At 48.6% G+C, this 14,487-nt stretch carries 14 protein-coding genes and 1 tRNA gene; 10 read left to right on the top strand and 5 right to left on the bottom strand.

The annotated features are described in order from the left end of the window. Window positions 1-166: 166 nt before the first annotated feature. Window positions 167-1,096 carry a tetratricopeptide repeat protein gene (locus tag AWQ21_RS10600; protein ID WP_232314956.1) on the top strand — a complete coding sequence of 310 codons (930 nt, stop codon included), beginning with the start codon at window positions 167-169 and terminating at the stop codon, window positions 1,094-1,096. Window positions 1,097-1,123: 27 nt separating this feature from the next. On the opposite strand, the gene rph is transcribed toward AWQ21_RS10600, so the two are convergent. After that, entirely contained in the window at window positions 1,124-1,846 is a 723-nt protein-coding gene (gene rph / locus AWQ21_RS10595; RefSeq protein ID WP_065714513.1) for a ribonuclease PH, read from the bottom strand. A 110-nt stretch (window positions 1,847-1,956) separates the two neighbouring features. Beyond that, window positions 1,957-2,028, bottom strand: a tRNA-Lys gene (locus tag AWQ21_RS10590). A 505-nt stretch (window positions 2,029-2,533) separates the two neighbouring features. Between AWQ21_RS10590 and clpS the strand changes: the two genes are divergently transcribed. Genes clpS through AWQ21_RS10575 form a run of 3 tightly spaced genes read left to right on the top strand, consistent with a single transcriptional unit; the run spans window position 2,534 to window position 4,090 of the window. Beyond that, window positions 2,534-2,827: an ATP-dependent Clp protease adapter ClpS gene (clpS, locus tag AWQ21_RS10585; protein ID WP_012307683.1), complete on the top strand. Its 294-nt coding sequence runs from the start codon at window positions 2,534-2,536 to the stop codon at window positions 2,825-2,827. Then, a complete protein-coding gene (locus AWQ21_RS10580) occupies window positions 2,828-3,115 on the top strand; it encodes a DUF2103 domain-containing protein (protein WP_065714512.1) in 288 nt (95 codons plus the stop codon). It abuts the gene before it with no gap. A gap of 39 nt (window positions 3,116-3,154) precedes the next feature. After that, window positions 3,155-4,090, top strand: a complete 936-nt coding sequence (locus AWQ21_RS10575; RefSeq protein ID WP_065714511.1) for a YegS/Rv2252/BmrU family lipid kinase — start codon at window positions 3,155-3,157, stop codon at window positions 4,088-4,090. On the opposite strand, the gene AWQ21_RS10570 is transcribed toward AWQ21_RS10575, so the two are convergent. Together AWQ21_RS10570 and ureG are read right to left on the bottom strand one after the other, a co-directional pair. Further along, a complete protein-coding gene (locus AWQ21_RS10570; protein ID WP_065714510.1) occupies window positions 4,056-4,817 on the bottom strand; it encodes a hypothetical protein in 762 nt (253 codons plus the stop codon). The two genes, AWQ21_RS10575 and AWQ21_RS10570, sit on opposite strands and share 35 nt — an antisense overlap. A gap of 101 nt (window positions 4,818-4,918) precedes the next feature. Further along, entirely contained in the window at window positions 4,919-5,518 is a 600-nt protein-coding gene (gene ureG / locus AWQ21_RS10565; RefSeq protein ID WP_065714509.1) for an urease accessory protein UreG, read from the bottom strand. A gap of 165 nt (window positions 5,519-5,683) precedes the next feature. On the opposite strand from ureG, the gene AWQ21_RS10560 reads away from it, so the two are divergent. Beyond that, the gene (locus AWQ21_RS10560) at window positions 5,684-6,949 is read left to right on the top strand and encodes a dihydroorotase (RefSeq protein WP_065714508.1); all 1,266 of its coding nucleotides are present in this window, start codon (window positions 5,684-5,686) and stop codon (window positions 6,947-6,949) included. A gap of 73 nt (window positions 6,950-7,022) precedes the next feature. Here the strand turns inward: AWQ21_RS10560 and ahcY are convergent, their stop codons facing one another. Then, on the bottom strand, window positions 7,023-8,399 hold the full coding sequence (gene ahcY, locus AWQ21_RS10555) for an adenosylhomocysteinase (RefSeq protein WP_065714507.1): 1,377 nt from the start codon (window positions 8,397-8,399) through the stop codon (window positions 7,023-7,025). 372 nt (window positions 8,400-8,771) lie between these two features. Here ahcY and AWQ21_RS10550 point away from each other — a divergent pair, with 372 nt between their 5' ends. The 5 genes from AWQ21_RS10550 to AWQ21_RS10530 are packed head-to-tail and all read left to right on the top strand — an operon-like array spanning window position 8,772 to window position 14,402. Next, the gene (locus tag AWQ21_RS10550) at window positions 8,772-9,497 is read left to right on the top strand and encodes a hypothetical protein (RefSeq protein ID WP_065714506.1); all 726 of its coding nucleotides are present in this window, start codon (window positions 8,772-8,774) and stop codon (window positions 9,495-9,497) included. Next, complete coding sequence (locus tag AWQ21_RS10545) at window positions 9,494-9,877, top strand: hypothetical protein (RefSeq protein ID WP_065714505.1); 384 nt, start codon at window positions 9,494-9,496, stop codon at window positions 9,875-9,877. The genes AWQ21_RS10550 and AWQ21_RS10545 overlap by 4 nt, the downstream gene beginning before the upstream one ends. 2 nt (window positions 9,878-9,879) lie before the next feature. Beyond that, a complete protein-coding gene (locus AWQ21_RS10540) occupies window positions 9,880-10,542 on the top strand; it encodes a hypothetical protein (RefSeq protein WP_065714504.1) in 663 nt (220 codons plus the stop codon). Between the two features lie 48 nt (window positions 10,543-10,590). Continuing rightward, on the top strand, window positions 10,591-14,187 hold the full coding sequence (locus AWQ21_RS10535; RefSeq protein ID WP_065714503.1) for a DNA methyltransferase: 3,597 nt from the start codon (window positions 10,591-10,593) through the stop codon (window positions 14,185-14,187). Between the two features lie 32 nt (window positions 14,188-14,219). Further along, window positions 14,220-14,402, top strand: coding sequence for a type II toxin-antitoxin system HicB family antitoxin (locus tag AWQ21_RS10530; RefSeq protein ID WP_065714502.1), 183 nt, complete (start codon window positions 14,220-14,222; stop codon window positions 14,400-14,402). Window positions 14,403-14,487 lie beyond the last annotated feature (85 nt).

The raw sequence follows: 14,487 nt of genomic DNA, 5'->3' as shown, positions 1-14,487 counted from the left end.
TGAAAAACGCTGGAACTTATGGGAAAAGCTAATCTTCTTGGGTAAGAGGGACAAGATACGCCCTAGTGGTAAGCCTAACGCCGTTTGGCGGCCCACCGCGTAAAACTGATATGTCTCGTAAGGTATTTTGCGTTTAAGTTTAAGTTGGATAAATATCTGTAAATCTGTGCTGAATTTGTTTACGCTTCGCAATGTTTTTATCGCGCTGATCTTTTTGGGTTTGCCTAGGGGAGAGGCGATCGCCCAAGAAATCCCCCAGACTCCAGCACCGCAACCATGGCCGAGCATTACCCCAACAACCCCAGCGGCCAAAGCCAAACTCAGTGAAGGATTAGCGATCATCCAACAGGGAAATTTAGACGGGGCGATCGCGCAATTTCAAGCGGCGATCGCCCTCGATCCGCTCCTGTGGCAGGCCCATTACAATCTGGGTTTAGCCCTGGGACAACGGGGTGATTTACTTGCTGCGGCCCAGGCTTTTCTTGAAACCATTGAACTTCAGCCTAATTTTGCAGTGGCCTATGGCAATCTGGGGGGCGTGCTCATCGATAGTCAAAATTGGCCCCAGGCAGAACCCTATCTGCGGCGGGCTTTATCTTTAGATCCCAATTTGGCGATCGCCCATTACAACCTCGGCTTAATTTATCGTCACCAGGGCAACCGGGACGCCGCCATCCAAGCATGGCAAAAAGCCCGTGAACTCGCTCCCGATTTTCCCGACGCCACCATCCAATTGGCGGAGCTGTACCTCGCCGGCGATCGCCCCGAAGCGGCCCAACCCTTGATCCAAGAGTTATTGAAAAGCCAGCCGAACCTCGCTGCTGTGCATTATCTCCAGGGACGCTGGTTAGCCCAGCAGGGGGATTTTGCAGAAGCCTTGCAAGCTTTTCGGGCCAGTAGCGAGCGGGATCCGACCTACGCCAATGCCTACTTTGCCGCCGCCCAACTTTTAATCAAAAATAATCAACGTGCCGCCGCAATGCCCCTGTTGGACTATGCTCATTCGCTCTACGGCCAACAACAACAGGCTCCCTGGTTAGAGGCGGTACAAACCCTCCGGCAACAAATCCAAAGTCCGAAGCAGGGTCAGAAATAGGCGATCGCCTTGCCCCGAAAAATCTATTTAATGAATGGCCTTCGCTTGTAGAGTCATAATTGTTTGAATTCCCTGTTCTGCAACATCGAGAATTTGATTCAGTTGGGCGCGATTATAATTGCCTGCTTCAGCGGTACCCTGCACTTCAATGAGGTTTAGCCCTTGGCCGCCGATCATCACCACATTAAAATCCACATCCGCCGCCACATCTTCGAGATAATTCAAATCTAGGTAAGCTTTTCCTTTGATGAGACCCACGGAAATGGCCGCCACCGGCGCAATAATCGGTGACTTCCCTAGGATGCCTGCTTTGACTAAACGTTCACAGGCGATCGCCAAGCCCACATAACCCCCGGTGATCGCCGTGGTACGCGTTCCCCCATCCGCTTGGAGCACGTCCGCATCGATGGTAATTGTCCGTTCTCCCAAAGCCTTGAGATCAATGGCCGCCCGCAAACTGCGGCCGATCAACCTTTGAATTTCCTGGGTGCGGCCCGACAATTTCATAAACTCGCGCCGTTGCCGTTCCGGGGTCGCGCCGGGCATCATTCGATATTCTGCGGTAAGCCAGCCTTGGCCACTATCCCGTAAAAATGGTGGTACCCCTTCTTCTACAGAAACCGTACACAAAACCTTCGTCTCGCCACAGCTTGTTAAAACAGAAGCCTTGGCAAATTTTGTGAAATCTAGCTCAAAATTAAAGGGACGCAATTGATCGAAGGAACGATTATCCGGACGCTGCCAAACCATAAATGACCCAAAAAACAAACACAGCCCATCATACCGAAACCTCTAACAAAGACCAGGCTAAAAAACTTAAAAGCCCCACAAACGTTATGCTTGAGGGACTTCCTTAAAAATGGGTCGTCAGAGATTCGAACTCTGGACCAATCGGTTAAAAGCCGAGTGCTCTACCGCTGAGCTAACGACCCGTTGTGCTTTTCAACACAGTTATACAATGTAGCACCGAATTTTTGAAAGCGCAAGGTTTTGCTTTAACTTTTTTCTGAAAAATGTCGTTCACGGATCTCCTGGGGCGTTCCCATCTTGTCAAGCAGGGGGGTTCTCTCTAGAATGAGGGGCATTATCGGCACAACTTTTGCCCCCAGAGGAAGTGATTCTGGTTAATCAGCCAAATGCTCCCACTATAAATTTTCTAACAAATTTGTTTTAATCTCTCAGGGTCAATTCCCCGCCGCTTGAGGCGTACAATAGAATTATCTTGACCACCAACTCCCAAAGTGAAAACCAAGCTAAAGGGACGTGTTGCAAGAAAAAGTATGGGTCTTAGGAACTAGGACTCCTGCCTGGCGAGGGATGATAAGACTTGCTATCTTTAGGGGTAAAAAGCGCATCCCATTGAAACAGGAAGCTCCGTCCGCTTGCGGCGGAGTAGTTCACCGTTCTTCGTCTATCCCAAGAATTGATTCGGTTACCATGGCCCCTGCTCCCGGTATTCTCAAAGAAAGCGATCGCCAAACAGTCCGTAAGCCTTATCCAAATTTTAAGGTGATTGTCCTCAACGATGATTTCAACACCTTTGAGCATGTTGCCCATTGTTTAATGACCTACATCCCGAACATGACAGCGGATCAAGCTTGGAATTTAACCAATCAAGTGCATTTCGATGGTCAGGCCATTGTCTGGGTAGGCCCCCAGGAACCAGCGGAACTTTATCACCAACAATTGCGACGGGAAGGGTTAACCATGGCTCCCCTCGAGGCGGCATAGATGGCACCAGGTGAAAAGGGAAGACTCGTTTGGAATCATTCGACCCACATTGAGGGGTTGATCCCAGTGCTCGAAAAATTGGTCAACTGTGAGGGCATTCGCACGATTACTCCAGGAGCCCTCAGTCGAACGAGGGGCAATATTCCCCGATTGAAGCTGCGGGTGTCTGTGCCATTACAAGGGGGCTTTAAGGTCATTGCCCGCAAGGGGAAATCGGTACAGGAGGTGTTTATTATTACTGACCTCGCCCAGGAACAACTCCAAGCGGCGATCGCCACGGTACTCTAGGAAGTTTAGGGCGACTCTTTTATCCCCTTGGAGAACGCGATGAAAAAAGTGCATCTCATTTTTAACCCAGTGTCTGGTTCGGGTCATGCCCCCCAGGAACTGGAACAAATTCGAGCCAAGCTCCTTGATCAGGTCGAGCTAGAGATTCAATTTACCTCCCCCGAAGAAAGTGCGACGGCCCTGGCGGAAAGGGCGATCGCCCAGGGGGCTGATCTGATTATTGCCTCTGGTGGCGATGGGACTATTTCAGCGGTGGCGACGGTCTTGATGCACAGCAATATTCCCCTAGCCGTTATTCCTCGGGGGACAGCCAATGCCTTCGCCGCAGCCTTAGATATTCCCACGGCCATCGACCAAGCCTGTGATGTGATTTTGCAGGGGCAACCCCAACAGATTGACTGCGCCACCTGCAATGGTCAACCGATGATTCTTTTAGCTGGGATTGGCCTAGAGGCGACGACCATTGGCGAAACTGACCGCGATAGTAAACAACGGTTTGGTTTCTTTGCTTATTTATCCACGGCGGTACAGCAACTACAAAATCTACAACCCTTCCAAGCGACCCTCGATTTTGGCGATCGCCAACAGACCTTTGACGATGTGCTCGCGATCACCGTGGCAAACTTGGCCCCTAATACTTCGATTTTGGCCCAGGGAACGGGTGGGGCTTCGGGTCAAGATGCTCTGCTCGATGTCACCGTACTCACCATGGCCGACGAGGGAGAGCTTTTTGGGGTGCTCAGTGCGTCCTACGAATTATTCCAGGCAGCCCTCCAAGACAATCCCGCCGATCATCCCCACATTCAATCTTGGCGCATCGCCGAGTTAACAGTGACAACCGCATCACCCCAGGCGCTTCTGTTAGATGGAGAATTGTTGGAGGAAATAACAACCACCCAGTTTGCGGCGGTGCCCCGGAGTCTCTGGGTACAACTTCCCCCTAAAGCGGCAACCCCCCCTGAAGAATCACCGTAATCCCTGCAATCAATAAACCTAAACCGATTAACCCCAAGCTCCCCAAAATGATCACGATACGGGCGCGGGGTTGGTGGGTAATAATCCAAGGAATTAGGAGTTTGTGCTGGCGATCGCGTTGGATCAGCTTGCCATAGATGTAAACCGGATCTCCTGCCACCCAAATGTATTCTCGTAAAACCAGCCCGCGACGATTTCCCAGGGGGCCTTTGGGGTTAATGTGATGGGCCTCTAAAAAGGCGATCGCCTGGGGATCCCTGAGGGGCATAAAAATATTTTGCTGCACTTGGTAATGACATTTACCGAGGCCCACATAACTATCGAGTTCTTGCTGGGGCGACGGTAATACAACCCGACTTTTACCGATGGCGATCGCCGTGCCAGATTGTTGCTGACGGGGCAGCACTGCCAGGATTTGCTGCTGATCTGCGACAAAAAAAGTAGTTTTAGATGATTGATTAAGGAGAAGTCTTGACTGTTTTCCCTTTGCTTCTGTGACTGTTAGTTGCCACCTCAAACAAGGCGTTTTTGTTAAGGGAGAAACAATGCTTTTGCCGACACTATATTGTCCCTGAAAATAAATCTTTTCACCGGGGTGAATTTGTCCTGGGGAAGGCTTACGGTAACGCAACAAAGGGCGTAGTTGCTGCCCAATCGTGGCTTTGAGGAGCATTCCCCCGAAGAGAATGAACCAAAAACCGATAAACCAGGCAAAAAAGTAGGACATTATTAAGAGGGAATTCTGTTACTTTTTAAACCGCAAAAAAAAGCTGCCATTATTTGAGCGAATAAGCATTGAGATTCGAGTCAGAATTTTTGTGTTTCTCTCTACTCAATAATATGTTTTTTGATGAAATCAATCACCGCATCTAAGCCGATTTGGGTCTTAAGATTAGTAAAAATAAAAGGCTTATCCCCTCGCATTTTTTTTGCATCGCGATCCATCACATCTAGGTCGGCACCTACCGCTGGGGCTAAATCGATTTTGTTGATGACTAACAGATCAGATTTGGTGATTCCGGGGCCGCCTTTCCGGGGAATTTTGTCGCCAGCGGCCACATCAATCACGTAGATCGTCAGATCCACCAGTTCGGGACTGAAGGTTGCGGCTAAATTATCACCCCCACTCTCAACGAACATTAGGGTTAGGGGCTGGAATGTTTCTTCTAATTCGGCGATCGCTGCCAAATTTAGGGACGCATCTTCGCGGATCGCCGTGTGGGGACAGCCCCCTGTTTCCACCCCCATAATGCGTTCGGGAGGGAGTGCGCCGGAGCGGGTTAAAAACTGGGCATCTTCTTTGGTGTAGATATCGTTGGTGACGACGGCGATCGCATATTGATCCCGCAGCGCCTTACACAGGGCATCCAAAAGCGCCGTTTTTCCTGACCCCACTGGCCCCGCAATACCAACCCGTAATGCACTCATGTTCAATTCACTCCAAAATCAGCACAAAATCATCATAGTGAGACTGATTCGCTTTTGTCGTAAATGTTGTTGAATTTCACAAAGTCCAGGGGGATTTAGGGCAGAAACAGTAGAATGGGGGACGGATTTTCATGGAAGGGGAATATTTCGGTGGTAAGTGCGGCAATGGATAACGTTGTTTTACGGCAGGTGCGGGTACTAGACCCCGTCGCCAACTTGGATCATCGCCAAGACGTATGGTTAAAAAATGGCAAGTTAGCGGCGATCGCCCCGCAATTGTCAGATCTCCCCGCTGAAGTAGAATCCATCGAAGCTGAAGACCTGATCCTGGCGCCCGGTTTAGTGGATCTTTATAGCCACAGTAGCGAACCCGGTTATGAATCCCGTGAAACTCTGGCCCAGTTAGCCCAGGGTGCCCTTGCGGGTGGATTTACCCAAGTGGGCATTTTGCCGAATACTCAGCCTCCCCTCGATAATGTTGGCCAACTGCAAAGCTTTCAACAACTGATTAACCAACTGCCCTACCCAAAACCAAAGTTTTTGCCTTGGGCTGCCTTGACGAAAAAATGCCAAGGGGAAAATCTCACGGAATTGGGAGAACTGGCAACCGAACCTATTGCCGGATTTAGTGATGGCCAAGCGTTAAGCAATTGGCTCCTGTTGCGACGCACGTTGGAATATCTCCGGCCCTATCAACAACCGATCGCCCTCTACCCAAAAAATTTAGCGCTGCATAATGGGGGGACGGCCCGCTACGGCAAAGCGAGTTTAGCCTATGGTCTGGTGGAAGAATTGGCCTCGGTGGAAACGACGGCGATCGCCTCGATTTGTGAGCTTGTTGCCGAACTGAAAACCCCTGTTCATCTCATGCGCATCTCCACCGCCCGGGGGGTGGCCTTGATTGCGGAGGCAAAACAGCGGGGGCTACCGATTACAGCGAGCGTCACCTGGATGCATCTGCTCTGGAATACGAAGGCCCTCAGCACCTATGACCCGAATCTCCGCCTGGATCCGCCCCTTGGTAATCCGGAAGATCAACAGGCATTAATCGAGGGCGTGAAAACTGGGATTATTGAGGCGATCGCCATCGATCATCAACCCTATCTCTACGAAGAAAAGACTGTCAGCTTTGCCGAAGCCCCTCCCGGAGTGATTGGTTTAGAAATTGCCCTGCCGATCCTCTGGCAAAATTTTGTTGTCTCCCAAGAATGGCAACCCCTCCAACTCTGGCAAGCCCTCAGCGCAAATCCTCAGAAATGCTTAGGTTATGAAGTGAAGGCAATTACTCCTGAAAATTGCCAACCCTTAATCCTGTTCGATCCCAGCAAAACATGGCAGGTTAGCCCAGAAAATCTCCACTGTCCCCAAACCAATACTCCTTGGTGGGAAAAAACGCTCACGGGCAAAGTCATCAATACATTTTTAGGCTAAAACCCGCCATCAAAAAGGGGTTGACCAAGATCAACCCCTGCCATCTTTATTCAAGCTGAAACGAAATCAAGCCTTAGTACTTGTAGCTTTCAGTTTTGAAAGGCCCTGCCACAGGCACATGGATATAGTCCGCTTGGGTTTGGGTGAGTTGAGTGATTACGCCGCCAAACCCTTGCACCATGTAGCGAGCCACTTCCTCATCGAGATGCTTCGGTAATACTTCAACCGTGATCTTGCGCGTCGCGGGGTCTTGATCCGCAAACTTACGCTCGAAAAGGAACATTTGGGCAAGAACTTGGTTAGCAAACGAACCATCCATAATCCGGGAGGGATGACCCGTTGCATTACCGAGGTTTACCAAACGACCTTCTGCCAAGAGAATCAAAAAGTCTTGGGGATCATCACTACGATAAACCTTGTGGACTTGGGGCTTAATTTCTTCCCACTGCCAATTTTTCCGCATGTAGGCCGTGTCAATTTCATTGTCAAAGTGACCAATATTACAGACCACTGCACTCGGCTTCAGGGCAGCGAGCATATTAGCATCACAGACGTTGAAGTTACCCGTAGCCGTCACTAAAAGATCCGTATTCGCCAAGAGGTCTTTGTTGATGCTCTCTGGCCCGTTGTTAATGCCGTTAATAAAGGGTGAAACCACTTCAAAGCCGTCCATGCAAGCCTGCATTGCACAGATGGGGTCGACTTCTGTTACCTTGACGATCATGCCTTCCTGACGGAGGGAAGCGGCAGATCCTTTGCCTACATCCCCATAACCAATCACCAGGGCTTTTTTCCCGGCGAGGAGGTGGTCAGTGGCGCGCTTGATGGCATCGTTTAAGCTGTGGCGACAACCATATTTGTTATCGTTTTTCGCTTTGGTGACGGAGTCGTTGACATTGATCGCCGGAATTTTGAGTTTGCCCTTTTCGAGCATTTCATAGAGGCGGTGGACTCCAGTGGTGGTCTCTTCGGTCACGCCATGAATCTTGGTGAGCATTTCGGGATAGGTTTCGTGGATGTAACCCGTGAGATCACCGCCATCGTCGAGGATCATGTTGGCATCCCACAGTTCGCCTGCGGGGGTGCGGCAGGTTTGCTCAATGCACCACATGTATTCTTCTTCGGTTTCCCCTTTCCAGGCAAAGACGGGTACGCCTGCTTCGGCGATCGCCGCTGCGGCGTGATCTTGGGTAGAGAAGATATTACAGGATGACCAACGCACTTCTGCCCCCAGTTCGACTAGGGTTTCAATCAGCACCGCCGTTTGAATGGTCATGTGAATACAGCCGATAATCTTTGCACCAGCTAAGGGCTTACTTGCACTGTATTTTTTGCGGATGGTCATCAGGGCGGGCATTTCGCCTTCGGCGATCGCAATTTCCTTGCGTCCCCAACTTGCTAAATTAATATCGGCGACCTTGTAGTCACGGGTGAGGGTTGAAGTGCTCATAGTTTTGCTGTTTAGTGAATGTCCAGAGAAAGGTGATTAAAAATATATTGTGGCTGATCTAGAAATACATCGGTCTGGTAATCATGCCACTCGCTTGCATGGCTCAGATAGAATTTTTCCTTAAAATCAGCAGTGTGTTTAAAGTATTCTAAAGTTTAACCTTAAGTCCATTGACTTTGTCAGGCTTGTCTTCGGCGTGATTTGTCGCAGCATAATAATTTAAGGGTATGGGAGAACGTCAAATTTGCAGGACTTTTGCTTCTGTGGGGACTGTGGGTATCCCTTGGGCTTTGGTTGATAAGGTTTATCTATTTTTTTGAGACGCCCGTCGAAATTCTAGGGAAAATGGTGGGGAACTTCAGGCGATCGCCCATGGCCAATCTCAAAATCCCACAGCAAGAGTATTGCCCCAATGCCCAATGCTGGGAGCCAAAATATACTCCAGAAGGTTATGTCCTCTCAGCAGAGTCTCCCCAATCGAGTAGCTGGGCGGCAGTGGGCTGTGCGGGTCTTTTTATTACGGCGTGGCTCGGCATTTGGTGCGGGGTTTCTTTTACGATGTTTGCGATCGCCCTATTACAACTTCTCAGAACACCAGCTGTCGGCAATGTATTGATGTTGCTATTTCTAACGCCCTTTGTGGCCATCGGCGTGGGTGGTTTGATTTGGGTGGGGCGGCTCCTCTACCAAAAATATCGGATCAAAGCCGGAATGCTTATTTTACCGACCTATCCGCTCTATGCCGGGGAAACCTATCGGGTGCGCTATCGTCGTCCCTTGCGCAATGGACACACGACCCAAACAGCCCTCTTGTCTGCCATCTGGCTGCATTACGAATGGGTGCAATATTACCGTGGCACAGACCTCGAAACGGTGACCCATGGGTTTTCGACCCAGACTTGCTTGGAGCGCGCCATTAGTCGGGGGGTCAAACAACTGGAATATACCATTGACCTGACCATTCCCCCCGATGCCAAGCCGAGCATCTACGCACCGACCCATAATCAACTGCGCTGGGAATTGCAAGTGCGTTGTCATTTGCCCCAGGTGGTACGGGACACCTCATTTTTTAAGCTGAGAGTAGTAAATAAACCATGACGACGCTGAAAACGCCCATTGAGCTACACCTAGACTGCGATGAAGTGAGGTTAGGGGAAAGATTATCGGGTTATTTTATTTGGCAGCCGGAAAATCCAGACCGTTGCCCGAAAAAAGCGACAGTTTCAATTCTCTGGTCAACGGAAGGTCGTGGGAAAGGCGATCGCCAAGTAATAAATTTCCAAATCCTTGACCCAAATATGGTGATGAACCTGATCGGTCGGAAGCACTCTTTTTCCTTTGAAATCCCCTTAGACGTGCCCATTTCCTACGATGGCTTTTTGTTTCGGTTGATGTGGGCAGTGGAAGTGAAGATCACGTTTCCAGGCTTGTTTGGTGACAAAGATACGGCAGTGGCTTCTTTTCAGGTATTGGCCTAAGCATGACGATAAATCCTTACCAGGCAATCGGTTTACGGCACAATCCGTTTATCGGTACGGAACAACTGGCGCAAGATGTCACTTTCTGGCTGGATCGCGGTTATTCTGAAGCTCCCTTGCCAGGAGGAAATCAATTTGTGCAAATCTTGGGGGAAAAGGGTTTCGGGAAAACGGCCCATCTGCACCATTGGCGATCGCAAACGGGGGGAAATTATTGCTACGTGCCGCCCAATTATCTCCAGCGCTGGCAATGGCTCAAAACGGGGGCGATCGCCTATTGGGACGAGGTGGATCGCCTGCCCCTGGGTTTGTTTGTGGGGGGACTGCTCCGGGTGCGGATGCGACAGGGGACAGTGGTGGTCGGCAGCCATGTAGATGTGAGTTTTTGGGCGAAACTTGCGGGGCTGAAAACAACAACGATCACGCTGCCACCCCTCGATATCTCAACTTTGCAAGCTTGGGCCGCACTCAAAATTGTGGCGGCTACTATCCCAGAACAAACCTGTCTTTTAACCCTGTCTGCGGAAAAAGCGGCGGAAATCGTGGCTCAATCCCAAGGCTCCTGGCGACGGGCAGCAGATTATCTCCATATTTGGGCAGCGGCGATCGCCTTCCAAAAACCCACTCCCTTGGGGGAGATGTCGCAGACAGAAGGGGTTCCTTAGTGTATGGGGTAAAATCAAGGGGCGATCGCCTCAGTATGTGTGCAAAATATGACGGATTTTATTCAGAAGTGGGCAGGCTCGGAAGGGAATGAACGGGCAAATTACCAGACTTTTTTGAATGACTTTTGTGAATTTCTAGGGGTGGAGCCGTCGCCACCGAAGGGACGGGAGAATAATTATTATTGCTTTGATCGGGATGTAAAAATTATTGCGCCGAGTGGGGTGACAACAACGAATTTTATCGATTTTTATAAAGAGGGTTGCTTTGTCCTAGAGGCCAAGCAGGGTAGTAATAGCAGCAATAAAGGGACGGGGAAAAGAGGGACGGCAACCTATCGTAAGGAGATGAAGAAAGCATTTGGACAGGCTCGTACCTATGCGCGCTTTGTGACTCCGAAACCGCCGTTTTTGATTACCTGCGATATCGGCGATCATTTTCGGGTGTGGCAGGATTTTAGTGAGTCTTGGCTCAGTGCGAATGGGAATTACGGAACCTATGACAGTGTGCCGAAAATTCTGTTTACGGATCTGGAAAAGCCGGATGTTAAGGAATTTTTCTATAAAATTTTCACGGATCCGCAGTCGTTAAATCCTGAAAAGATTGCAGCGCAGGTGACGCGGGAAGTGGCAGCGGATTTGGCGGATTTGGCGAAAACGTTGGAAAAAACGGCGGATCCGCAGGTGGTGGCGCAATTTTTGATGCGGTGTATTTTTACGATGTTTGCGGAGGATGTGGGCTTATTAAAAGAGCAGTTGTTTACGGAGGCTCTGGAAAGTCGTTGGTTGCTGAAACCGCAGGATTTTAAACCGCAGGTGGAGGCGTTATGGCAGGCGATGAATGGGGGGACGAGTTTTGGGTTTCATGGGCAGTTGCTCCGGTTTAATGGGGGGCTGTTTGCGAATCCGCAAGCCCTTGAACTTACTGCGGAACAGTTAAAGATTTTGCTGAAGGCGGCGGAACGGGATTGGAAAAATGTGGAGCCGGCGATCTTTGGGACGTTGTTGGAGCGGGCGTTGGAGAAGAAGGAACGGAGCAAATTGGGGGCGCATTATACGCCGAGGGCTTATGTGGAGCGGTTGGTGCGTCCGGTGATTATTGAGCCATTACAGGAAAAATGGCAGTTGCTCCAAGGAGAAGTGGAAACGCTTTTAGAGGAGGAGGAAGCGGCGAAATCGGCGGCGGCTAAAACCAAAAAACGGCAGGAGGCGGCGGCAAAATTGACGGAGTTTCTGGGGGAATTGCGGCAGATTCGGGTGCTTGATCCGGCTTGTGGGTCGGGGAATTTTCTCTATGTGACGATGGATTTGATGAAAACGCTGGAGCTTGAGGTTCTGAATCGTTTAGGGACGGTGTTGGGGTCTTCTCAGTTACGGCTGGATTTTGATCAGGTGAATCCTTCGCAGTTTTTGGGCATTGAAATTAATCCGAGGGCGGCGGAGATTGCGGATTTGGTGATCTGGATTGGCTATTTGCAATGGCATTTTCGTTTGTTTGGGAATTTGCCGCCTGTGGAGCCTGTGTTACGGGAATATAAAAATATTGAGTGTCGGGATGCGGTGTTGGATTATGACGGGACGAAACCGGCGATTGATCCGAAAACGGGCAAGGTGAGAACGCGCTGGGGTGGACGCACGATGAGGCATCCAGTAACGGGAGAGGATGTGCCGGATCCGAGTGATCAGGTGAAAATTTTAGAGTATATCAATCCACGGGAAGCGCAATGGCAACAGGCTGATTATATTGTTTCCAATCCGCCTTTTTTGGGAACTAAAAAAATGAGAACAAAATTAGGTGACGGTTATGTAGATTCATTAGTTAGTACATATTCAAAAACCCCTGCCAATATCGATTATGTTATGTATTGGTGGAATCGCTGTGGGGAATTATTATCTCAAAAGAGTATTAAAAGCTTTGGTTTAATTACAAGCAATAGCATTAGTCAAATTCGGAATAGACAAGTTGTTTGCTTACATACTCATCGAAAAAAAAGAGCGTTATCAATTTCTTTTGCAATCCCAGACCATCCTTGGGTAGATGAAGAAGAAGGTGCAGCACAAGTGAGAATTGCAATGACTACAGCACACGAAAAGTTATATCGTGGTCGTTTAGGTAAAATCATTCAAGAAATTGAGGGAGAAACCCCAGAAGAAAAAGCAAGCTTATTAAAATTTTCTTGGTCAAAAGGGATTATTTATGACGATTTAAGAATTGGTGTTGATATTATAAAAGCTGCCTCTCTGCAATCTAATTCACAAATCAGCTACCAAGGATGTAAATTAGTTCAACCACGCAGAAATAAAGGAGAGCATTGGGCTAGAGGATTCTTGATACAAAGTGATGAAGTATCTCAATATAAGTCTGCACAAAATTCCTCAGTTATTCGTCCATATTTATCAGGTGACGATATAACAGGTCTTACAAGAAATGCATTTGTAATTGATTTTTTTGGATATGACTCTAATTCAGCGCAACAACTTAATCCAACGGCGTATCAGAGAATTGTTGAACAAATCAGACCGCATCGAGAACAAAGTACAGACCGTTTATTTAGAGAAAAATGGTGGCTTTTTGGTAGAACACGACCAGCAATGAGACAAGCAAACCAAGACTTGAAAAGATATATTGTCACAAGTGAAGTTTCAAAGCATAGATTTTTTATTTTTGTCGATTCTAATGTTTTACCTGATGGCAGCTTGATTATTCTTTCTCTAGAAGATGCTTTTACTCTTGGAATTGTATCAAGCCAAATACATATCTGTTGGACATTAGCGATGGGGGGAACTTTAGAAGACCGACCACGTTATAACAATTCTGTTTGTTTTGATCCTTTTCCATTTCCAGATCCATCGGCAGAACTGAAACAAGAAATCCGCGAATTAGGCGAGAGATTAGACAGCCACCGCAAACAAGTCCAAGGCGCACATCCCGAAGTCACCATCACCGCGATGTATAACTGCCTCGAAAAAATGCGACGGGTTGAACCCTTCACCGATGCAGACAGAGAATTTAACAATAAAGCCCTAATCACGACCCTAAAACAAATCCATGACGACCTCGATCGCCTCGTTTTCCAAGCCTACGGATGGGACGACCTGATCCCCCTGTGGCAAAAGGTTTATGGCGATCTTGTCTCCCTTCCCAAGGGAGGTGCCGAAGGCGGAGGGATGGAAGATTTAGAGGGATGTCAAACCGAACCCAACAACAGCGAACTCAAAGAACAACTCGAACAAACTATCCTGCAAAGATTAGTCGATTTGAATGCAGAACGTGCCGAAGAAGAACGAAACGGCTTTGTCCGTTGGCTCCGACCCGAATACCAAGCCCCCGATCAAGTCATCACCCAAAAAGTCATTGAAGGATTAGGGGTAGAAGAAGAAAAAGAAGAGGTGATCGCCCCACCCGAACAACAAAAATTCCCTACCAAACTCAAAGATCAACTCGCCGCCATCCGCGATCTCCTCCGCACCCAAGGCAGCGAATGGACACAAACTCAAATTTCTGCCCAGTTTAAAGGCAGCACAAAAACCAAAGCAAAAGCCATCCCAATATGTTTAGAAATCCTCGAAGATTTAGGCGTAATCTTTAGCCACACCGAAGCCGAAACAAAACGCTATTATGCCGCCGAAATTCAAATATTTTCCTGATTTTATAGCAAGGAAAAACACAAGACAGCATCATGCAGCATCGAGCAATTATTTATATAGCAAAAGAAGGTAACTACTGGGTAGAAGTGCCAGCATTAACTGGCTGCATCATAGAAGACGATTCGATAAAAGAAATATTAGAAAACTTACAAGATGTCATTCAAGGTTGGTTAGAAGTTGCCAATGAAGTCATGCTTACAGAAGTCTCGAAATAGGTCACTTCACAAAAACTGACTTGATTTAAAGTAACAAGAAAAAATTAAGGGGTTCACCATCGTAAACCCCGACCAACAGAAGTAA

It is taken from the genome of Picosynechococcus sp. PCC 7003, assembly GCF_001693255.1.
In the GTDB taxonomy this organism is placed as follows: Bacteria; Cyanobacteriota; Cyanobacteriia; order Cyanobacteriales; family MRBY01; genus MRBY01.
The sequence above is the reverse complement of the archived record's forward strand: the minus strand, read 5'-3'. Positions and strand labels throughout refer to the sequence as shown.

What these genes read in the sequence shown, in the direction of transcription:
- AWQ21_RS10540 (WP_065714504.1), top strand. Translation starts at nt 9,880, where the DNA reads ATGACGATAAATCCTTACCAGGCAATCGGTTTACGGCACAATCCGTTT.
- AWQ21_RS10560 (WP_065714508.1), top strand. Translation starts at nt 5,684, where the DNA reads ATGGATAACGTTGTTTTACGGCAGGTGCGGGTACTAGACCCCGTCGCC.
- ureG (WP_065714509.1), bottom strand. Translation starts at nt 5,518, where the DNA reads ATGAGTGCATTACGGGTTGGTATTGCGGGGCCAGTGGGGTCAGGAAAA.
- AWQ21_RS10545 (WP_065714505.1), top strand. Translation starts at nt 9,494, where the DNA reads ATGACGACGCTGAAAACGCCCATTGAGCTACACCTAGACTGCGATGAA.
- AWQ21_RS10575 (WP_065714511.1), top strand. Translation starts at nt 3,155, where the DNA reads ATGAAAAAAGTGCATCTCATTTTTAACCCAGTGTCTGGTTCGGGTCAT.
- AWQ21_RS10570 (WP_065714510.1), bottom strand. Translation starts at nt 4,817, where the DNA reads ATGTCCTACTTTTTTGCCTGGTTTATCGGTTTTTGGTTCATTCTCTTC.
- rph (WP_065714513.1), bottom strand. Translation starts at nt 1,846, where the DNA reads ATGGTTTGGCAGCGTCCGGATAATCGTTCCTTCGATCAATTGCGTCCC.
- AWQ21_RS10530 (WP_065714502.1), top strand. Translation starts at nt 14,220, where the DNA reads ATGCAGCATCGAGCAATTATTTATATAGCAAAAGAAGGTAACTACTGG.
- AWQ21_RS10550 (WP_065714506.1), top strand. Translation starts at nt 8,772, where the DNA reads ATGGCCAATCTCAAAATCCCACAGCAAGAGTATTGCCCCAATGCCCAA.
- ahcY (WP_065714507.1), bottom strand. Translation starts at nt 8,399, where the DNA reads ATGAGCACTTCAACCCTCACCCGTGACTACAAGGTCGCCGATATTAAT.
- AWQ21_RS10535 (WP_065714503.1), top strand. Translation starts at nt 10,591, where the DNA reads ATGACGGATTTTATTCAGAAGTGGGCAGGCTCGGAAGGGAATGAACGG.
- AWQ21_RS10580 (WP_065714512.1), top strand. Translation starts at nt 2,828, where the DNA reads ATGGCACCAGGTGAAAAGGGAAGACTCGTTTGGAATCATTCGACCCAC.
- clpS (WP_012307683.1), top strand. Translation starts at nt 2,534, where the DNA reads ATGGCCCCTGCTCCCGGTATTCTCAAAGAAAGCGATCGCCAAACAGTC.